Annotated in this window: 9 protein-coding genes and 2 pseudogenes; 3 read left to right on the forward strand and 8 right to left on the reverse strand. The window is 69.0% G+C overall.

Annotated features, from left to right (window positions below; translation table 11 throughout):
• Window positions 1-91 precede the first annotated feature (91 nt).
• Window positions 92-2,878, forward strand: coding sequence for a LuxR family transcriptional regulator (locus tag M2271_RS34545; protein ID WP_280891376.1), 2,787 nt, complete (start codon window positions 92-94; stop codon window positions 2,876-2,878).
• Between the two features lie 90 nt (window positions 2,879-2,968).
• Here the strand turns inward: M2271_RS34545 and M2271_RS34550 are convergent, their stop codons facing one another.
• From M2271_RS34550 to M2271_RS34575, 6 genes and pseudogenes are all read right to left on the reverse strand, one after another.
• Entirely contained in the window at window positions 2,969-3,139 is a 171-nt protein-coding gene (locus M2271_RS34550; protein WP_280891377.1) for a hypothetical protein, read from the reverse strand.
• Between the two features lie 139 nt (window positions 3,140-3,278).
• Complete coding sequence (locus M2271_RS34555) at window positions 3,279-4,025, reverse strand: SDR family oxidoreductase (RefSeq protein WP_280891378.1); 747 nt, start codon at window positions 4,023-4,025, stop codon at window positions 3,279-3,281.
• Window positions 4,026-4,099: 74 nt separating this feature from the next.
• Window positions 4,100-5,800 carry an FAD-binding protein gene (locus tag M2271_RS34560; RefSeq protein WP_280891410.1) on the reverse strand — a complete coding sequence of 567 codons (1,701 nt, stop codon included), beginning with the start codon at window positions 5,798-5,800 and terminating at the stop codon, window positions 4,100-4,102.
• Window positions 5,801-6,124: 324 nt separating this feature from the next.
• Window positions 6,125-7,012: pseudogene (locus tag M2271_RS34565) on the reverse strand (RNA polymerase sigma-70 factor); the annotation flags it as partial.
• Between the two features lie 233 nt (window positions 7,013-7,245).
• Entirely contained in the window at window positions 7,246-7,410 is a 165-nt protein-coding gene (locus M2271_RS34570; RefSeq protein WP_280891413.1) for a hypothetical protein, read from the reverse strand.
• 17 nt (window positions 7,411-7,427) lie between these two features.
• A pseudogene (locus tag M2271_RS34575) lies at window positions 7,428-8,325 on the reverse strand (hypothetical protein); the annotation flags it as partial.
• Between the two features lie 503 nt (window positions 8,326-8,828).
• On the opposite strand from M2271_RS34575, the gene M2271_RS34580 reads away from it, so the two are divergent.
• Together M2271_RS34580 and M2271_RS34585 are read left to right on the forward strand one after the other, a co-directional pair.
• Window positions 8,829-9,200, forward strand: coding sequence for a cupin domain-containing protein (locus M2271_RS34580; RefSeq protein ID WP_280891411.1), 372 nt, complete (start codon window positions 8,829-8,831; stop codon window positions 9,198-9,200).
• Window positions 9,201-9,273: 73 nt separating this feature from the next.
• On the forward strand, window positions 9,274-9,831 hold the full coding sequence (locus M2271_RS34585; RefSeq protein WP_280891379.1) for a DUF5134 domain-containing protein: 558 nt from the start codon (window positions 9,274-9,276) through the stop codon (window positions 9,829-9,831).
• Window positions 9,832-10,174: 343 nt separating this feature from the next.
• On the opposite strand, the gene M2271_RS34590 is transcribed toward M2271_RS34585, so the two are convergent.
• Together M2271_RS34590 and M2271_RS34595 are read right to left on the reverse strand one after the other, a co-directional pair.
• Window positions 10,175-10,444 carry a hypothetical protein gene (locus tag M2271_RS34590; protein ID WP_280891380.1) on the reverse strand — a complete coding sequence of 90 codons (270 nt, stop codon included), beginning with the start codon at window positions 10,442-10,444 and terminating at the stop codon, window positions 10,175-10,177.
• Window positions 10,445-10,449: 5 nt separating this feature from the next.
• Window positions 10,450-20,040: an HYD1 signature containing ADP-ribosyltransferase family protein gene (locus M2271_RS34595; RefSeq protein WP_280891381.1), complete on the reverse strand. Its 9,591-nt coding sequence runs from the start codon at window positions 20,038-20,040 to the stop codon at window positions 10,450-10,452.
• Window positions 20,041-20,058 lie beyond the last annotated feature (18 nt).

The raw sequence follows: 20,058 nt of genomic DNA on the forward strand, positions 1-20,058 counted from the left end.
GTCACCAGGGCACTGACCGCCCACGAATACGGCCGCAGCGATCCGGAGACGTACGTACGAACGCCGGTCTATCCTGACCACGGAGGCTGCCATGACGAGCCGCGGTCCACTTGTCGGACTCCTCGGGCGGCGAAACGAGTGCCGGGTCCTTGAGGACCTCTTGGCAGGCGTCAGGTCGGGGCGAAGTGGGGTCCTGGTCCTGCGCGGTGAGGCAGGGATCGGGAAGACCGAACTGTTGAACTACGTCTTCGAGCACGCCACCGGATGCCGCATTGTCAGGGCTGTCGGCATCCAGTCCGAGATGGAGCTCTCCTATGCCGGCCTGCATCAGCTCTGCGCCCCCCTGCTGGACGGCATCAACAATCTTCCCGAGCCTCAACGCGACGCCCTCTGTACGGCGTTCGGGCTGCGTGGTGGTGATGCACCCGACCGGTTCCTCGTGGGCCTGGCCACCCTGAGCCTCCTCGCGGAAGCCGGCGGAAACCAACCGCTGGTCTGCCTCATCGACGACGCGCAGTGGCTGGATCGCGTGTCGGCGCAGACTTTGGAGTTCGTTGCACGTCGACTGCTCGCGGAGTCGGTCGTGCTCGTCTTCGCCGTCCGCGAGCCGACCGCCGGCGAGCCAGTTGCCGACCTGCCCGGCCTGCCCGATCTGCCCGATCTGCCCGTGACGGGCCTGACCGAGAGCGACTCCCGAACACTCCTCGACTCGGTCGTCACCGGTCCGCTCGACCACCGGGTACGCAGCCGCATCGTCGCCGAGACGCGCGGCAACCCGCTGGCCCTGCTCGAGCTGCCTCGCGGGTTGGCCCCGGTGGACCTGACCGACGGCTTCGTGCGTCCCGACGCACGGCCGTTGTCGAGCCAGATCGAGCAGGGCTTCCTCCGCCGCGTCCGGTCCCTCCCTGCCGAGACGCAACGCCTCTTGTTCACCGCCGCCGCCGAGCCGGTCGGCGACGTGACGCTGTTGAGGCGTGCGGCCGAGCGGCTCGGGATCGTCGTGGACACCGCTGTGGAGCACGCCGAGGCGTCAGGATTGATCACTTTCGGCACTTGGGTGCGCTTCCGGCACCCGCTGGTGCGCTCGGCGGCGTATCGCGCGGCGGGCCTGGACGGCCGTCGCGAGGTGCACGGAGCGTTGGCAGATGCGACCGATGCTCAGCTCGATCCCGATCGTCGGGCGTGGCATCTGGCGCGTGCGACGGCCGGACCTGACGAGACGGTGGCTGCCGAGCTGGAGCGCTCGGCGGACCGGGCGCAGGCGCGTGGCGGAATCGCTGCGGCGGCAGCCTTTCTCGACCGAGCTGCCGAGCTGACCCCGGACCCCGCACGCCGCGGAGCCAGGGCGTTGGCAGCGGCGCAGGCCAAGTATCAGGCCGGCGCGTTCGAAGCCGCGCGGGGATTGGCGGACGCGGCGGAGCTGGGCCCCCTCGACGAGTTCGGAGCTGCCCAGTCGACATTGCTGCGCGGTCAGATCATGTCTGCGTCGAAGAGCGCCAGCGCAGGTCTGCCGCTGCTGCTCGACGCGGCCAAGCGGCTCGAACCGCTTGACGCAAGGCGCGCCCGTGAAACCTACCGCGACGCGATCTACGCGGCTCTCACCGCCGGCCGGCTCCCGAAGGGCGGCGTCCTCGCAGTGGCGAAGGCCGTACTGAGCGCACCGAGGCCCGCTGAGCCGACACGCGACGATCTACTTCTGACGGGCCTTGCACGGGTGGCCACGGAGGGCTACGCCGCGGGCACGCCGATGCTGCTCGAGGCGCTGGCCGCATTCCGCACCGACAAGGTCCCGACGGCAGAAGGTCTCGGCTGGCTCCCGCTCGCATGCCGTTTGGCCCACAGCACGTGGGACTTCGAGAGCTGGTCCGTGCTCTCAGCGGGGTTGGTCGACCTGGCACGCGAGACGGGAGCTCTGTCCGTGCTGCCGTCGGCTCTCCTGCTGCGCCTGTCGAATCGGGTCTTCGCAGGCAACCTCGCCGACGCCGACTCCCTTGTCGTGGAGGCGACCGCGATCGGCGAGGCGACCGGCAGCAGATTCTTCGCGCACTACGGGGCGCTGGTCGTCGAGCCATGGAAGGGCCGGGAGTCGGAGACCCAGCACGCGATCGAGGCAATCACCCAAGACCTCCTCCTGCGAGGGGAGGGCAAGGTGGTGACCGCGACGCAGTGGGCGGCGGCGGTGCTCTACAACGGCCTCGGCCGATACCAGGAGGCCTATGCGGCCGCCAAGCGCGGTTGTGAGAACCCACAGGAACTCGGCCTGTACCTCCAGTCGATGGTTGAGCTCATCGAGGCATCAGCACGACTCGGAAGACCGGAACACGCAACCGAGACGGTCCAGACCATCCATGACATGGCGCAGGCCAGCGGCACCGACTGGGCTCTTGGCACCTCGGCCAGGGTCCGTGCGCTCGTGAGCGACGGGCAGGCCGCCGACGCTTTGTACCGCGAGGCGATCGAGCGGCTCGGCAACACCGAGGTCCGGACGGAGCTCGCACGCGTCCAGCTTCTCTACGGTGAGTGGCTTCGCCGCGAGAACCGCCGCGCAGACGCCCGTGCTCACCTGGCAGCCGCCCACGAAATGCTGAGCCGGATCGGGGCCGAGGCATTCGCGGAGCGTGCGCGACGCGAGCTGCAGGCCACGGGAGCGAAGGTTCGTAAACGCACCGCCACGACGCATGATGCCCTCACTCCGCAGGAGGCGCAGATCGCGCGTCTCGCCGGCGACGGGCTCACGAACCCCGAGATCGGCGCCCAGTTGTTCATCAGTCCCCACACCGTCGAATGGCACCTCCGCAAGGTGTTCTCGAAGCTCGGCATTTCCTCCCGCAAGGAAATCCGCACCATACAGCTCGAAGGCGAAGCGACGTCGGCCTAAATGCTCACCGACTCGCCTTTCCCCGAGGACACGCCGGCGCCCGGGGCGATCCCTCCTTCACCGGATTCGCTCACGTTCTCCCTCAGGAAGTCATGCGGGCGAGAGCCGGTACAGAGCGGCCGAGACGGCTGTCATGCGTCGGTCGACGTCCACCAGTTCCTGCCGCAGTGCGGTGACGCGAGTCTGCAGTTCGGCCGCTTCTGCGGTCAACACCACGACGGCGACCGCGATATCGGTGCATCCTTCATGGGTTTTGGCCATGGTGCTCCTTGTGCTGTCGCCGCGTTCCCATGGGACGACCGAAGACACATGTCGGTCGCCTTGCGGCGGAATCCGGTGAGCCGTTCCCTAAAATGCCCGGGTGGCCCGTCCCGGAGTAAAGGGCCACCCGAAACGATGTCTACTTCTGCTGTGCGAGCCAGTCGGCGAACCTCGTGCCGGCGATGTGTGCGTCGCTACCCGGCAGAAGCGTGGTCTCCTGCAACTCGGCGCCCCAGTACGTCGCCTGCGGGTCGGTGACGATCTTGCGGGGGTCGTTCTGGGCGGTGAGTCCCATGCGGATGAACTCCTCGAGCTGGAACGCTTCGGGACCGGCGACCTCGACCACGCCACCCACCGGGTCCCCGACCGCGGTGCGGCCGACGGCCGCGGCCACGTCGTCGGAGACGATGGGCTGGATCTTGGCGTCGGGCAGATGCACGGTGTCACCCTCGGTCACCCCGTCGGCGAGTCCCTTCGCGAACTCGAAGAACTGGGTGGCGTGCACGATGGAGTAGGGGTTGCCGGACGCCCTGATCAGGTCTTCCTGGGCCTGCTTGGCGCGGAAGTACCCGCTCCCCTGGAGGCGCTCGGTGCCGACCACGGACAGTGCCACGTGATGCGCCACGCCCGCCTCGGTCTCCGCCTTCAGCAGATTGGTCGTCGATGTGTGGAAGAAGTCCATGACGGCCTCGTCCTCGAACGAGGGCGAGTTCGACACGTCGACCACCACCGACGCACCTTGCAGAACCTCGGCCAGCCCCTCGCCCGTCAGTGTGTTGACGCCGGTGCTGGGCGCCGCCGCGACCGCCTCGTGCCCGTACTCGCCGAGCCTGGCGACCACCTTCGAGCCGATGAGCCCGGTTCCACCGATCACTACGACCTTCATAACGGAATTCCTTTCGGGTTTCCCTGATGCCTGTACCAGTAGAGACCGGGCACGGGCTCTGTTTGTGACAACCCCTACTCAACGAGTTTGCCCGCGGTCGAGACTTCCGCCATCAGCGAGGCAATCTCGTCGGGAACGGCCGGAATGCTCTCGCGGGTGACGCCCGTCGTCGGGGACCACACGAGATTCACCTGCAGAGCGGAATCCAGGCCGGGGTGGTCACTGCGGTTGTGGCAGCCGCGCGTCTCGCGACGCTCGAGGGCCGATTCGAGGGTGGCCCGGGCCGCGAGCGCGGCTGACTTGAGATCGAAGGCGTGCGCAAGGTCCTGATAGCCCGCGATGTCCGGGTGGATACCGACGGCCTCCATGCGCTTCTCGATCACCGCGAGTTCCGCCAGTCCGGCGCGCAGGCCGTCCTCGTCGCGTACGACGCCCGCGTGCTCGGTCATGGTGTCGCGGATGGCGCGTTGCAGGGCACGGACGTTCTCGGCCCCGTCGGCGGCGAGGAGTTCATCGATCTCCGCGCGGGCCTGCGCGATGGCCGACGCCGACCGCGGCTGCGCCTTGAGGGACTGCGCATACGCGGCGGCCGCCTGGCCGGTGAGGCGGCCGAACACCAACAGTTCGATGAGGCTGTTGCCGCCGAGGCGGTTGGCGCCGTGCAGCCCGCTCGACGCCTCGCCGATGGCGTACAGGCCACGGACGTCGGTGCTGTGGTCCTCCGGGCGCACCCACACCCCGCCCATCGAGTAGTGCGCGGTGGGCGCGATCTCGATCGGATCGCGGGTGATGTCCAGCATCTGCAGGTCCAGCAGGGTCTGGTAGACGCGGGGCAGGCGCGTCATGATCGTCTTCCGGGGCAGGTGGGAGACGTCGAGCCACACGCCGCCCTTCGGGGTTCCGCGCCCTTCCCTGATCTCCGTGTACGCGGCCAGGGCCACGCGGTCGCGGGTGGACAGCTCCATGCGCTCGGGGTCGTAGCGGGCCATGAAGCGTTCCCCGAGCGCGTTGCGCAAGATGCCGCCCTCGCCGCGGGCGGCCTCGCTGACCAGGGTGCCGGCGGCGTTCTCCGGTTCGATGATGCCGGACGGGTGGAACTGCACCAGCTCGGCGTCGCGCAGTCTGGCCCCGGCCTCCACGGCCAGGCGGAAGGAGTCCCCCGTGTTCTCGTCGCGCCGCGAGGAGGTACGCCGCCAGATGCGCGTGTGGCCACCCGCGGCGAGAATGACCGCGTCGGCGTGGATCAGGTAGCGCCGTCCGCTCGTGAGGTCGAAGCCGTACGCACCGAACACGGCGCCCTCGTGCACCAGCAGCCGGGTGATGTACACGCCTTCCAGCACAGGGATGTCCAGTTGCTCCGCGCGCCGGATGAGGGTGCGCTGGATCTCCAAGCCGGTGTAGTCGCCGGCGAAAGCGGTCCTGCGGAACTTGTGCGCGCCGAAGAAGCGCTGGGAGATCCGGCCGTCCTCCTCCCTGGCGAAGGCCATGCCATAGCGCTCCAGATCCTCGATGCCCCGGGCGGCACCCTGGGCGACGGTCTCCACGGTGCGGGGATCGGCGAGGAGGTAGCTCTCCTTGAGGGTGTCGGCGGCGTGCTGCTGCCAGCTGTCCTCGGGGTCCATGGTGGCCAGAGCCGCGTTGATGCCGCCGGCCGCCAGTACCGTATGGGCGTCCTCCTTGGAGCGTTTACCGACGGCGAGGACGTCGATGCCGGCCTCGGCCAGTTCGATCGCCGCTCGCAGGCCGGCACCTCCGGTGCCGATCACCAGCACCATGGTGGAAAGACGTTGTTCGGTGACAGCCACGGTCCACTCCGATCGCTGGGGTCGTCACCCAGTACGACCGGACAGCCCCGCGATCTGTGACGCCTCGGGGCCGTCTTGGCCCCACGGCCTTTCGTTTGGATCAGGCCGGGCGGCTGGATCGGCTCGGTCACCGCGTGACTCCCGTGGTGCTGCGACGTGCCGGACCGACTGTGCTGCGAGCCATGGTGAGCGTCCCTTTGGGCGTCCCGGATACCGGACGACTGGATGACCGACGAGTACCCGCTCTGGTGACGCGCACGGCGGCGTTCGGGAGGAGAACGTGGTGCCACCGTCCAGGGACGCCACGTAGGGTGCCAGTTTTTCCGGATTCATGACCCACATGGCCCGCTCGATGCCGCGTTCCGAGATGTCCAGGGTCAGCAGAACCACGGCCGTCCCGCCGGCCGACACGAGGGCGGCCGGCCCGCCGTTGGCCTCGACCCAGTGGATCTCCTTCTGCGGCCAGAAGCGCGGGGCGAAGGCGGCAAGGTACCTGGAGACGTGCACCAAACCGACGACCGGAAACTTGGATGCCCCGCGCAGCCCGTTCCCGTCGGTGTAGCTGACCACGTCGTCGGCGAGGATGCCTTCGAGCACGGCCAGATCGCCGGTCTGTGCCGCGGTGAGGAAGACCTCCATCAGCCGTCGGTGCTCGGTGGCCTCGACGGGCTTGCGGCGCTCCGACGAGATGTGCTTGCGCGCGCGGCTGACCAGCTGGCGCGTATTGGTTTCGCTGGTCTCCAGCATGTCCGCGATCTGCTGGTAGGGGTAGTCGAAGGCCTCCCGCAGAACATAGGCGGCCCTTTCCACGGGGTTGAGCCGCTCCAGCAGGAAGAGCACCGCCGTGTCGAGCGCCTCGGCCCGCTCGGCGCCCAACTGCGGATCCGCGCGCGTGTCGACCGGCTCCGGCAGCCAGGGGCCGATGTACGACTCGCGCCGCACCCTGGCGGACTGGGCGACATTGAGCGCCAGACGGGCGGTGACAGTGGCGAGGAACGCCTTCGGCTCGCGGACGACGTCACGGTCGGCGCCCTGCCACCGCAGCCACGCCTCCTGCAGTACGTCCTCGGCCTCCGTGGTGCTGGCGAGGACTCGGTAGGCGATGCCGAAGAGATGGGGACGCGCCGCCATGAACACGTTCGTCGCCTCGTCGAGGGAGTCCGTGTCGTCCCCGATACTCATGCGTGCCGCCTTCAGTTCCGACCCCGTTCTCGCAAGCGCTTGCCCTGGTACGGCGGGCGGGGCACCACCTGGCAGAACCTGTCGTGGCCGTACGAGGCGCACAGCCAGGGCGGAAGGATCCGGCCGTTTCGGGCAGCGCGATGAAACCGTTCTTCTCCAGTTCCGCAATCATCATCGCACGGGAGGCCGGCCACAGCCGGACCGTCTCGTCGTGCCGACGCAGCACGTGCCCGTCATCGCGCACCCGGTATGCGAACCGTGCGGGACCGGGCCGGCTCCCCCGCGTGCACGGGAACCCGCGATTCCAGCAGACCCAGCAGACCCAGCAGACCCAGCAGACCCAGCAGCGTGACACACCCGGTGCCCGCACCGACGTCCAGCACACCGACCCGGGCCATGCCGACATCGTCACGTGCCGGAACAGGTAGATGCCTCGCACGATGCCTTCCTCGACACCGGGCCCGGCGGGCATCGCCGGCTGCTCCTTGGGTTCGTTGTAGACCGTGAGGTAGTAGAAGACGTCCTCGGGCCGGTCACCGTACATGCGGCGCAGCCCGTCCCGCACGATCACCGCGATCTCGTACGCGAAGGCCGGGTCGTAGGACACGGCGGCCGGATTCGTGGACGCCAGCAGATGGGAATGCCTGTCGGCGTGCTGCAGCCCCTCGCCCGTCATGTGGTACGGCCCGCCGTCGCCCCGATGACGAACCCGCGCCCCATCTGGTCGGCGAGCGCCCAGAACTGGTCGCCGGTGTGCTGGAAACCGAACATGGCGTAGAAGATGTAGAACGGCAGTCCATGACCGTCGACCTCCCGCCGGAAACCGTCCAACTGCGCCTCGCTCAGGCGCCCTTCGAGGAACACACGGGCGTAGATGCCCGGCGAGGCATGCCCCTGGAAGTACAGCTGATCGCCCGAGCCTTCCCCGCCGTCCTTGCCCCGGAAGAAGTGGTGGAACCCGGTCTCGTACAGCCGGGCCGCCGAGGCATAGGTGGATATGTGGCCGCCGAGCCGAACCGGGCGCCGCGGGTCACCATCGCCGCCGCGTTCCACCGGTTCAGGGCGGTGATCCTGGACTCCATGGCGAGGTCACCGGGACAGGCCGGCTGGGCCGAGGCGGGGACGGTGTTGATGTAGTCGGAGGACAGGAGCCCGGGCAGGGACACACCGGACCGGGCCGCGTACTCGTGCACCCGTCGCAGCAGGTACACGGCTCGATCCGGCCCCGCGTTCCGCACGGCGGCGTCGAGTGACGCCTGCCATTCGGCGGTCTCCTCGGTGTCCTGGTCGGGTAGTTGGTCGAGCTCACTCATGGCCGTTTCCTGTCAGGGCGTGGGGCGTGGGGCGTCGGGCGTCGGGCGTCGGGCGTCGGGCGTCGGGCGGAGGAGACGTTCGGGTGCCGCCGACGTCATCGCCGCGCGATCCACTCGGAGAAGGTTTCGTGCCCCAGGTGGGCGTCAGCCCCGGGCTGCAGCGCCCGTTGCCCGAGGATCGCCCCGAAGAAGGGGGTGTGGGCGTCGGAGACCACGTCCCATTTCGGGCCCCTTCCTGCCGAAGGGTCGATGCCCCCCGGATGGCTTCGTAAGGCCGCGGCGACGTCAGTCCCTCACACCATCTAGGACAGGACTCACCTCAATGTTGTGACACTGATGTGGCCGCGGGTGTCACAGATCCGTGCGGAGCCCGGTCAACACCATGACGGCCATGGCAGCCATGGCCGGGTGAATCCAAGGGAGGCCGACGTATGTCGGAAACGGACGCAACGCAGGAGACCGGACCGCAGACCCACCCGGAGGGATGGAAAACGGCGGCGAAGATGCTGCAGGACACCGCACCGCTCACCGTCCCCGATGGCGCGTCGGCGATGACCATTTTCGTCGAGTGGGAGCCCGGAGACCCGGGAAGCCCGCCCCACCGCCACTCGGGGCCGGCGTTCGGTTACGTCGTCGAGGGCGCCGTCCGTTTCGAGCTCGAGGGCGAGCCCGAGCGCGTGATCGAGACGGGCGGGACGTTCTGGGAGCCCGGCGGCGACGCGATCCACTACCAGGACGGCAACGCGCTGTCCGACGGGCGCACCCGGTTCGTCGTGACGATGCTGTGCGCGCCGGGCAAGCCCATGCTCGAACTGGTCACGGAGGAGGAACTGGCCCAGCGGGCCCATCTCCGCGCCCCGCGCCCCACCGACTGACTGTCCACTGCCGGCCCCGTACAGGGCGGTCGCGAACGGAGACTGTCCGCTCCGTGGGAGGACGCGGTGAGGCATGAGCGCCACTGATGTCGTGTACGGCATGCTGACAGCGCTGTTCGCGGCCTCGGCCGTCTACGCGCTGCGGCAGGTCGTGCTGGCACGAAGCTTCGGGCGGCGCGCACGAGTCGACCAGCTCCTGCACACCGTCATGGCCTCGGCCATGTCGGTGATGCCGTGGCACCGGGTCAGCGAAGTGCCGCCGCCGGGGCAGGCGGTCTTCTTCGCCACCGTGGCCCTGTGGTTCCCGTTGACCTCGGTCCTGAGCCGCCGCGGCCCCAGACTGGTCGGCCTCGTGCGGAGGTCGCCCCACGCGGTCGGCATGGTCGCCATGGCGTGGATGCCGGTGAGGCATGGCGGCGTCACGGACGCGCGGACCGGCGACGCGATCACCGGCGTGCTGACGCTCTGTCTCCTGGCCTACGCTCTCCGGTCGCTGACCCGGGACATGCCCAGACTGCGCGGAGCCTCGGGCGACGTGGGCGTCTCCATCGGCATCGGCGGCCCTTGCGACCGCTTCTGGCACGGATCGACGGCCATGGGCACGGCCATCATGCTGCTCATGCACCACTGACACCGGGTGGCACCGGACAATCATTGTGTCTGTTACAGCTCGGTCGCCTCCTGCTGAGCCTTCCGAACGGCGGGTCCGGTCCGGCTCCAAGCGCGTTGTCCCGGGACGTCGACGACACTCTCTACTTCACGGCTTGGCGTCCGATGACGGCTTCGCCAGACAGGCCGGACCACCGCACGCCTACCGGACTGCAGTTCGCTGACGCTGCCGTCAGCGTTGCCGTCAAAAGGCCTTGAAGGCCCGCCGGAAGCTTCCTGGCGGGCCTTGCCACATCCTCGGCCCACCAGCACGGCGACTGAGGGGCCTCCCGAGTTCCGTCAAAAATCCCAACGCGGCTATCGCCCTATTTTCGATCTCTGTACCCCTCCACCTGTTCGGCGATTTCCTCCACAGCCTCCGCTCCGATGACCTTCTCCAGGGAGTCACCCACGAATTCACGGGCTCGAGCCAATCGCGCAGGGAGACCGTGCTCCACCACATACTCAAGGAGTATGCGAGGGTCTTCTCCTGCCCCGATACGCGACAGCACCCGATCCAGAGAAACCACGTATTCCTCCAGATCCCGGAACAAATCGGCGAATCCCACCAGCTCTACTGGGATACTCTGAGGCACGCCCATCACCTTTTCACCCGAATGTTCTCGACCGGCAGATCACCGTCAGCGACCCACTCGGTGATGCCCATCGTCGAATTATATCTCGACCGAACCCGGCCGGCCGGGACGTCGAATTCGAGCACGTGATTTCCCCTGCCTCGACCGATCCCCAACGCGCTTTCGGCGTCACGCGGACTCATCGGTTTTCCCTTGGCTGGAACGAGGAAGACCTTGTTCTGGTCACTCGCTCTGATGACCTTGCTCTGGACGATTCCCGCCTTGCCCCGCGCATTCGTGTAATGCCGCATCCGAAGGAGCGCTTCAGGGGCATCATCGCCACCTGAAGGACAGTTGTGGACGAGGACCGGAGCATCGCCCGCCAGCACATAGTACGTATGCGCCCTGTCGACCGTCAGGTTGTAGACCGCGGCCTGCTGGGTCCATGCGCTGACCGCGTCGACCTGGACCCGCGTACCGGAACCGGTCCGGAGCCACTGGCCGGGCTTCAGTTCGTCGGCCTTCAGCCACTTCTTCAGGTCGGGGACCCAGAAGGGGTGGCCCTCGGTCGCCGTGATGGTGTCGGTCGCTTGGCCCTTGTCGCCGTCCGTGTCGATCGTGAGCTTGACGAGGTTCTTCGCGCCCTTGCCCTCGATCGTGTCGGTGACCTTCTCCTTGGACGTCCTACCCGTCGTCGGGTCGGTGGCGAGGACCTCGTCGCCCTCCTCGACCTTCTCGATCGGTTTGCGGCTGCCGTCGGCCATCACGACTTCCGTACCGGGTACGAAGCTGTTGCCGCTGGCGAGTGAGGCCACGTCCCTGGCGGTCGAGACGCATTCCGCCATCGCCTCGGCCTCGTTGAGGACCTTCTTGCCCTTCTCCGCCGCCTTCGCGATCTCGTCCGCGTACTTCGCCGCCTTCGCCGCCATCCGTCCGGCCTTCGCCGCGCGGACCGCCGCCGCGCCGGCGCCGCCGAGGACGATGCCGCCCACGGTCGCCGCCGCCCAGGCGCAGGACTCCATGTCGCCCGTGGTGACGCAGCTCTTGATGTCGTTGAAGCCGGTGACGTCGCCGACGATGTTGCCGACCATCTTGGCGTCGTCCCAGACCTCACCCCAGTCGACCGCGTCCGAGACGGACTCGACGACGCTGCCGACCTGCTTGACGACCTCGTCGCGGATGGCGTCCGCGGCCTTGGCGGCGTCGGCGACGACCTGGACCGCCGCGCCGACGATGATCGCCGGGAGGTTGGGGTCGGCCGTGACGATCGCCTTGCCCACGGCGATCAGGGGCTTGGTGGCCGCGATGATCGCCGGGATCGGGTTGTGCTGGGCCGCGAAGGACGCCGCCAGCCTGGCCTTCTTCGTGACGTAGACCTTGGCCTGATAGGCCGCCCTGGCTGCCTGTCTCGCCTTCTCCCGGGCCCACTCGGTGACGCCCGTCTTCTGGCCGACCCATGTGACGGCGTTGACGGTGGCGTCGACGACCGTCTTGAGACCCGACTTCTTGTAGACCCAGTTGGCGGCCTTGCCGACGTAGCTCAGCGCCAGCTTGAACGCGGCCCCCGGGTTGCGCCACGCCCACTGCACGCCGTGCCAGACGGACTGGGCGGTCTTGGAGACGTAGCTCGCGCCTTGCCGGAGCTTCTTGCCCGCCCAGCTCGCGGCCTTCTTGCACCAGCCACAGCTCGGCCAGTGACCGTCCGGGTCGGTGTAGTCCATCGGGGCGCCCGCACCGTAGGTGTAGCGGTTGGCCAGGATCGACGCGCCGGAGCTGTAGCCGTACGAGTCCCGCGAGTCGAAGGCACCGGTTCCCGGGTCGTACCAGCGGGCCCCCATGTTGACCTGGTCGGTGTCCGGGTCGGTCCAGTCGCCCTGGTACCCCACGTTCCCGTCCGTGTCGGACGTGCCGAGCACCTGGCCGAACGGGTCGAAGGCCGTGGACTCGTCCAGGGCGGGAGCCGCGCCGTCCGCCGCGGACATGCTGCCGACGACGTCGCCGTGCTTGTCCTCCAGCGTGAGCCGGGCCGTTCCGCCGTTCTCGGCCACCGCCAGGAGCTCGTCCGCCGCGCCGCGGCCGTACGTGGCGGTCTGGTCCTTCACCGGGTCGGGCGCGAAGCCGGCGTAGGAGAAGTCCACGCCGTTGCGGGACGCGACACGGTCCAGCGAGTCGTAGCCGTACTCCGTTCCGGATTCGCCCGCCTTCGTCAGCCGGTCGAAGGCGTCGAAGGTGAAGTCCTCCTTCAGACCGGAGCTGGTGCGCGACGCGAGCGTGCCGCGTGCGGTGTAGTCGTAGGTGTAGTCACCGTCGGAGAGCAGCCGGTCTCGCTCGTCGAAGGTGGCGGTCTTGCTGCCGTTCTTCACACGGTTGCCGCTGTCGTCCCAGCCGTACTGGGTCGCCGTGCCGTCGGCCGTCCAGGAGGCGAGGCGGCCGGCGTAGTCGTAGCCGTAGGTGTTGGTCCCGGCCTTGGCGGTGCCGACCGTGGTCTTGGACGTCAGCCGGTCGTCGTCGTCGTAGCCGTAGTCGGTCGACGCCATCTTCTGCCCGGCACTGTTCTTCAGCGTGTCGGTGTCGACCCGGCCCAGGTCGTCGTAGGTGAAGGCACGGGACTGGCCCGCGCCGTAGTCGACCTTCTTCACCGCGCCCGCGCCGTCGTAGGTGTAACTCTGCCGCACACCGGTGAGCGGGTCGGTCGCCGAGGACAGCTGCTGCTTGACGTAGCTGAAGCCGGCGGTGCCGGCCGCGTCGGTGCGGCTGGTGAGCAGGCCGTCGCTGTCGTAGGTGTACGTGGCGTCACCGGACGGGCCGGTCGCCTTCAGCAGCCCGCCGCGGTCGTCGTACTCGTAGGTGTCGTCGCCCTTCGGGGACGAGGCCTCGACCAGCCGGCCCACCGGGTCGTACTGGAACCGCTTCTCGGGGGTCGTCACGTCGGCGCCGGTGCCGGTCTCACGGACCAGCTGCCCCGTCTTGGCGTACTCGCGCTCGCGGACCACGTTGCCCGGGGCGGTGAGCTTCACGGGCTCACCGGCGCCGTCGTACGCGGTCGTCCAGGTACGGGCCCCCGGTGACGGGTCGCGGTCGGTCGCCGGCTCGATCACCGACTCGGCGAGGCCGAGCGAGTTGACCGTGTAGATCGTCGAGTTGCCGCGGCCGTCCGTGTAGCGGGTGCGGTTGCCGAGCGCGTCGTAGCCGAAGGACGTGGTGATGGACTTGGTGTCGGAGACCGGCTCGGTCTGGCCGGTCAGCCGGTTGAGGGCGTCGTGGGTGTATGTCGTCGTATGGTTCAGCGGGTTGGTCGACGAGGCCAGGTTGCCCGCCTTGTCATAGGTGTAACTGACCTTGCGCAGCTGGCTGTTGACCGGGTCCAGGTCCTGGTCCTGGACGAGCTGGCCGAGCTGGTCGTAGCTCTTCGCCGAGGTGCGGCCCATGCCGTCCGTCTGGCGGACCTCACGTCCCTCGGCGTCGTAGCCGAGCTGGGTGAGGATGCCGCTGGGCTGCTGCATCCGGGTCAGCTGGCTGAGGTTGTCATAGGTGAACTGGCTGACGGCGCCGCTCGGCGAGGTCTGCTTCACCACGTTGCCCGCGTCGTCGTACTCGTTGCGGGTGGTGAAGGCACCGGGCAGGGGCTTGCGTTCGATCTGGGTGGTGGTGACCGGGCGGTCCAGGTCGTCGTAGGTCGTCTCGGCGCGGGCGTTGTTCGGGTCCGTGACCGAGAGGATCTCGCCGGTGCGGGTGTACGTGTACTTCCACTGGCCCCGCTCGTCGCCCGTGCCGACGGGGACGTCCTTGACGGTGAGCCGGTTCTGGCGGTCGTACTGGAACGTGGTGACGCCGCCGAGCGGGTCGGTGGTCTCGATGAGGTTGCCGAGCGCGTCGTAGGTGTTGGCGACCGTCGGGGCGACGGTCTCGGTGGAGCCCGGCGCGGTGTAGGAGGGCGCGGTCTCGGTGACCGCGCGGCCCAGCCGGTCGTAGGCGGTGCGGTTGACGTTCCCGAGCGCGTCCGCCGACTCCGTCACCGCGCCGAAGGTGTCGTAGCCGGTGAAGGTGGTGGGCCGGGAGGTGGTGGGCGTGCTGCCGCCGGACTCGGTCTGTACGGCGGGCGCGGTGACGGAGACCGCCCGGCCGAGCTCGTCGTAGCCGTACTCGGTCTTGTTGCCCGCCGGGTCCGTCTGGGACGTGGTGAGCCCGCGGTCGTCGTAGGTGTAGTCGGTGGTGCGGGAGTCGGTGCCGTTCTCGACCGTCTCGTGGGCGACGTTGCCCGCGTCGTCGTACTCGTAGCGGACCGAGTCGCCGCTGACGCTCACCGGCCAGGGGACGTTGGAGGGCGAACCGCTGGAGGCGGTCGTCAGCACGTTGCCCGCGGGGTCGTAGGTGTACGTCGTGCGCCGCGCCAGCCCGTCGGGGTCCGTGACCTCGGACTTCACCCGGCCGACCGGGTCGTAGGTGTACTCGGTGACGAGCTTGCCGCCCGCGGTCGTCTCGGTCAGGACGTTGCCGGCACCGTCATAGGTGTCGGACTCCACGACGATGTCGCGCTTGGTGCCGTCGGGGTTGTGGAAGTCCTTGAGCGTGATCGACTTGACCAGGTCGTCGCCGTAGTACTGGTACATCATCGAGCGGCCCATCGAGTCCGTGTGCCGGACGAGCCGGCCGCCCATGTCGTAGGCGTACGACTGCAGGACCGTGTAGCTGTCGTCGCCCCCGTCGTCGTCCCAGTCGCGCAGCCGGGTCTCGGCCATCATGTTGCGCGCGGTGTAGACGTAGTCGAAGTGGTTGCCGCCTGCGTCCACCATCGACGTCTTGTTGCCGAAGACGTCGTAGGTGTACGAGGTCTCGTTGCCCTCGGCGTCGGTGACCCGCTCCGGGCGGCCGTTGTCGTCGAGGTCGAAGGTCATCACCCGCGCGGCGTCGCCGCCCAGCAGATCGCTGATCTCGGTGCGCACCACGTTGCCGTCGGCGTCGTAGTCCGTGGTGGTCCGCTGCTGGTGCCTGCCCGAGGTGACGGCGTTGGTGACCGCCGGATCGGTCAGAGTGTGGACCCGGGAGAGCTTGTCGTAGGTGAAGGTGGACGTCGTGCCGGCCGGCTGGACGTCCGTGACGACGGTCTCGGTGAGCTTGCGGCCCAGCGTGTCGTACGTGTACTTGGTGACGCGGCCGGACGGCTCGGTCACCCAGGCCAGGTCACCGTTCTTGTAGTACTGGTAGCGGGTGATCTTCGAACGCGGGTCGGCGGTGGTGAGCGGCAGGCCGGTGGGCGTGTTGCCGCCGCCGATGGCCGGCTCGGCGCCGGTCGTGTAGGTGTTCCTGGCCGTGCCGCTGTCGGCGGCCGTCTGGGTGAGCAGCGCACCGCTGGTGTTGTACGTGTACTTGGTGAGGAAGCGGTTGTCGGCGGGGCCCGACGAGCGGCCGTCGCGGGTCTCGGCCGGCTGGTCGGCACGCAGGTCGAAGTCGCCGGTCGCCGTCGGGTAGGTGGTGTACGAGGTCTGGCAGGCGCCGGCCGAACGGCAGGTCGTCCGGCTGGACACGTTGCCGCGATCGTCGTAGCCGAGGGTGACCTTGTCGCCGTTCTCGCTGGTGATCCCGGTCTGGAAGCCGTTGTCGTCGTATGCGAAGGAGCGGATGGCGACACCGTCGACGGGGTACCGGATGAAGTCCGGTCCGTCGCCGCTCCGACCGGGCGGGTCGGTGCAGAAGGCAGGGTCGCCCGGATCGGGATGGGTGCAGATCTGGCCGGGGTCGGTCGGCGACGGGGACGGGGCCTCGGTGACGGGCTCACGGGCGCCGAGCGCCATGGGCTCGCCGTAGCGCAGCAGCCGCGACGACAGCCCGTCGTACTCGTAGAAGTACGGGGCGTCCATCGGGTCGCGCACCTCGACGGTGCGGCGCAGGTCCTTGTCGTTGCCGAAGACCGCGGGCGGACCGATCTTCCAGGTGCCGCCGTTGCGGTCGGTGTACTCCTCGACGCGGTCGAGCAAGGCGTCGTACCGGACTTCGGAGGCGACGCGGCTGCTCGGCAGCGTCGTCCTCGTCAGGACGTCGGCGCCGCGGCCGCCCTCACGGTAGTGGGCGGCGACGGCCGCGGTGCCCAGCGGGTGGTGGTAGACGGCGACGTCGTCGATGGTGCCCGCGAAGGACTTGGCGGGGGTGGGACCCCAGCCCGGCCAGGAGGCGGGGGTGGTGGCGTGGGCGGCGCCGATCTGGTTGTAGGTGAGGTTGGTCTGCAGCGGCTGCTTGCCCGTGATGCTCCCGGAGAGCTTGCCGTCCAGGTAGAGGCTCTGGGTGGAGCCGGACATCGACAGCGCCGCGTGGTGCCACTGGCCGTCGTTGACGTTCTTGGTGGTGTCGGTGATCGGGGCTGCCGCGCCGGTCCAGAACTGGCCGCGGAGCTTTCCGTCGGTACCGACGTACAGCATCGGGACGCCGGTGCCGGGCGTGGTGCCCCAGGCCTTGTCCTGGTAACCGACGAGCGGGCCGCCGACGCCGCCGGCGATCGTCTTGAACCACACCTCCACCGCGTCGTCACGGCTCTTCTTCAGCGTGCCGGCGGGCAGGTCGACGCGTGAGGTGGTGCCGTTGAAGGACGCGGCGGTGCCGGGGTCGCCGGTGATCGCACCGGCGGCCTTCAGGGTGACGTTCTGGTAGGTGCCGCGGTCCTTGCCGAGGTTGGCCTTGTTGGCGCTGTCGGCCGCGGTGCCGTCCTCCTCGCCCAGGCGCCAGTAGGACTCGGGGCGGGAGTCGAGCACGGTGGTGGCGTAGTGGCTGCCGGTGCCGTAGGCGTACTGGGTGCAGCCGTTCAGCGGGTCGCAGACCTTGTCCAGCAGGTCGCCGGTGTAGCTGTACGTCCAGGTCAGCGGGGCGCCGTCGACGGCGGTCGTCTGGACCTTGGTGACGTGCGCGCCGGTCCAGGTGAAGGTCAGCGAGCGGGAGGTGCGGTTGTTCGTCGCGGTCGCGAGCTTGCCGGCGCTGTAGGTGTAGGTGACCGAGTTGGAGTACGGGTCGGTGATCTTGGCCAGCAGACCGGTCGTGCTGAAGTCGTACGTCGTGCCGGACTTGTCCTGCAGCTTGTAGGCGTTGGCCGTGGAGTCGAAGGTCAGCTTGGCGAAGCGGCCGGGCGGCGGAGCGTAGGTGCCGTCCGCGTTCTTGCCGAAGCGGACGTCCTGACCGTCGGGGTAGCGGATGACGACGTTGCCGCTGCCGTCGTCGTCCGGTGTGAGCCGCATGTCGAAGCGGGTCGTCCAGCCTGCGCCGAAGGCGAGGTCACGCCGCGGGTCGAGGCTGTTGTACGTGCGGATCAGCGTCAGGTCGGGACCGACGCCGGCAAGGGACGCGTCGGTCGCGCTGGAGGTGAAGTTGCCGACGTTCGGGTCGAACTCCTTGCCCTGCGTGCCGGAGAGCCGCGAGGTGATCTCGGGCTGTGGAACGGTGACGACCAGGGCCACCTGCTGGGTGGGGACCTCGTTGGACGCGTCCTTGACGAAGCCGCGCCACAGGTAGGTCTTGCCCCACTTCAGCCGGCCGGACGGGACCGGGTAGGCCGAGCTCGTCTGGTAGGACGAGGTCGTGCAGGCGGTCGGCTTGCCGTCCTTGTCCGCCTCGCAGATCTCGAACTTGTACTGGAGCGAGGAGCCGGGGGGCGCGTCGATGTCGACGCCGGCCGCCCACAGTTGCGGGGTCGAAGTCTGGGCCTGGTAGCCGTTGGGCGGAAACTGTTCCTTCACCACCGGCGCGATGTCGAAGACCTGGATGGTCAGCCGGCCCGGCGGCACCTGCTCGTCCGTGAAGACCTTCCCGCCCTGGCGGACCATCGTGAAGTCGAGCATGTAGACGCCCGGCGGGAGCGCCTTGATGGTGGCGTCGACCGTCGCCCTGGCGCCGTGGGCCACGTTGCCGGTGAGGCCGCCCGCCCGCTGCTGGGTGACCAGCTTGCCCTTCTTGTCGTAGGCGCGGTAGGCGAGGTAGTAGGTGGACGGCGTCCAGGTCTCGGCACCCTTGTTGGTGACGGCGACCTTGACCTGTCCGGCCTGGTTCTGCAGCACCGGCGGGTCGGGGACCGGCTTGGGGAAGCTGTAGGACGCGTGGTACGGGGAGTGCGTGACGAACAGCTTGGGCGGGTTGGCCGTGGCATGGCCGGTGAACTTCTTGAACGCGAGCGAGTCGGTGGCCGAGGCCCGCAGCGACAGACCGTAGTTGGCCTGAGTGCCGTTGACCCAGCGCTGCACCAGGTCGCGACCGCCCTTGCCGAGGTCGAAGAGCTCACCGGCGGTGGGGCAGGCGGACTTCGACTGGCCGAAAGCGATGTGGCCGTAGGCGAAGGACTTCGACGCGAGGGCGCTGCCGACCGAGGGGCCGGGGTAGGGGGTGCCGGTGCCGGCGGTCCACGACTCGGTCACCGGGTGGACGGAGACGGAACGCGGCTTGCAGGAGCCGGAGTCGAAGTTCACGACCTGCAGTTGCGCACCGAAGATCTGGTGGTACTTGAGCTCCTCGTCGAGTTGGGGGAAGCCGAGATAGGCGGCGGAGGCGCCGTCCGGGCCCTTGCCGACCTGCAGTTCGCTGGAGCCGACGACGGAACCGCCGCTGCGGACCGTCATGGAGGTGGAGGCGGACGTGGTGTCGACGGAGGGGTCGATGCGGACGGGGAAGGCACGGGCCGGGTCGGCGAGCCACTTCCGGTCGGCGGTCACCTTCAGCGCCTGGCCGCCGTCCTGCTGCCCGACGAGTTCGTACGACACGGCGTGCGAGACGGACTGGGCGGCGTCCTCCATAAAGCCTGCCGGGATGACGGCGCGGGTGCGGCCCTCGGCGTCGGTCAGCAGAATCGATCCGCCGTCAGCTTCGGCGGTGAGGCCCTTGAGGTGGAGCGGGAAGACGAAGCTGTTCGGGGCGGTGGCGGACCTCAGGACGAGGGTCTCCTTGACCCCGCCGGCGTGCGAGTCCAGCCAGAGGTCGGTTTCGGGGAGCACCCGCTCGTAGCTGACGCGGGCACCGTCCGCGCTGCCCGCCACGGAGGCGGCGCCGCTCAGCCCGTACCCGAAGGACTCGCCGGTCGGCAGGGTGACGGAGGCGATGTCGCCGGCGTCGGCCCGGTCGGCGAAGCGCAGGGCCACGGAGTCGGCGGCGTTGGTCCAGCCGCCGCGGTCCTCGACGAGCGAGGTGTTGATGGGCTGCCAGACTCCGTCGGCAGCCCGGTAGTTGACGGGGTCGGTGGAGATCTCGCTGGTGCGGGTGCCGTCCTCGTTGGCGTACGTACGGCTGCGGGCGTCGCGCTCCGAGACGATTTCTTCGCTCGTCCCGCGGTCGAAGCCCTTGACCTTCGCGGGGGCCGGGGTGGTGACCTCGACCGTATTCTTCCGCGTCGCGGGCCGTGCGGCGGGCGGGCTCTTCAGCGGGTACTTGGCCCGCAGGGACCGCGGCGCGTCGTTGTTGCGCCTGCCCCCCGCGAAGTGGCTCAGCCCCTCGGCACTGCCCCAGCGCTGACCGGGCCCCTTGGCGGCGGCCGGCTTCTCGGGGAGGAGGAGGATCCCGGCCCCTGCGACGGCGAGCGAGCCGACGGCGATGACCGTCGCCACGGCGAGTGCGACGGCCTTGCCCCAGTGCGAACGCAGAAGCCTTGGCATCAGTAATCTGCGCGCGAG

The sequence above is a fragment of the Streptomyces sp. LBL genome, assembly GCF_029893585.1.
Lineage (GTDB): Bacteria > Actinomycetota > Actinomycetes > Streptomycetales > Streptomycetaceae > Streptomyces.

What these genes read in the sequence shown, in the direction of transcription:
- M2271_RS34545 (WP_280891376.1), top strand. Translation starts at nt 92, where the DNA reads ATGACGAGCCGCGGTCCACTTGTCGGACTCCTCGGGCGGCGAAACGAG.
- M2271_RS34550 (WP_280891377.1), bottom strand. Translation starts at nt 3,139, where the DNA reads ATGGCCAAAACCCATGAAGGATGCACCGATATCGCGGTCGCCGTCGTG.
- M2271_RS34555 (WP_280891378.1), bottom strand. Translation starts at nt 4,025, where the DNA reads ATGAAGGTCGTAGTGATCGGTGGAACCGGGCTCATCGGCTCGAAGGTG.
- M2271_RS34560 (WP_280891410.1), bottom strand. Translation starts at nt 5,800, where the DNA reads ATGGTGCTGGTGATCGGCACCGGAGGTGCCGGCCTGCGAGCGGCGATC.
- M2271_RS34570 (WP_280891413.1), bottom strand. Translation starts at nt 7,410, where the DNA reads ATGGCCCGGGTCGGTGTGCTGGACGTCGGTGCGGGCACCGGGTGTGTC.
- M2271_RS34580 (WP_280891411.1), top strand. Translation starts at nt 8,829, where the DNA reads ATGCTGCAGGACACCGCACCGCTCACCGTCCCCGATGGCGCGTCGGCG.
- M2271_RS34585 (WP_280891379.1), top strand. Translation starts at nt 9,274, where the DNA reads ATGAGCGCCACTGATGTCGTGTACGGCATGCTGACAGCGCTGTTCGCG.
- M2271_RS34595 (WP_280891381.1), bottom strand. Translation starts at nt 20,040, where the DNA reads ATGCCAAGGCTTCTGCGTTCGCACTGGGGCAAGGCCGTCGCACTCGCC.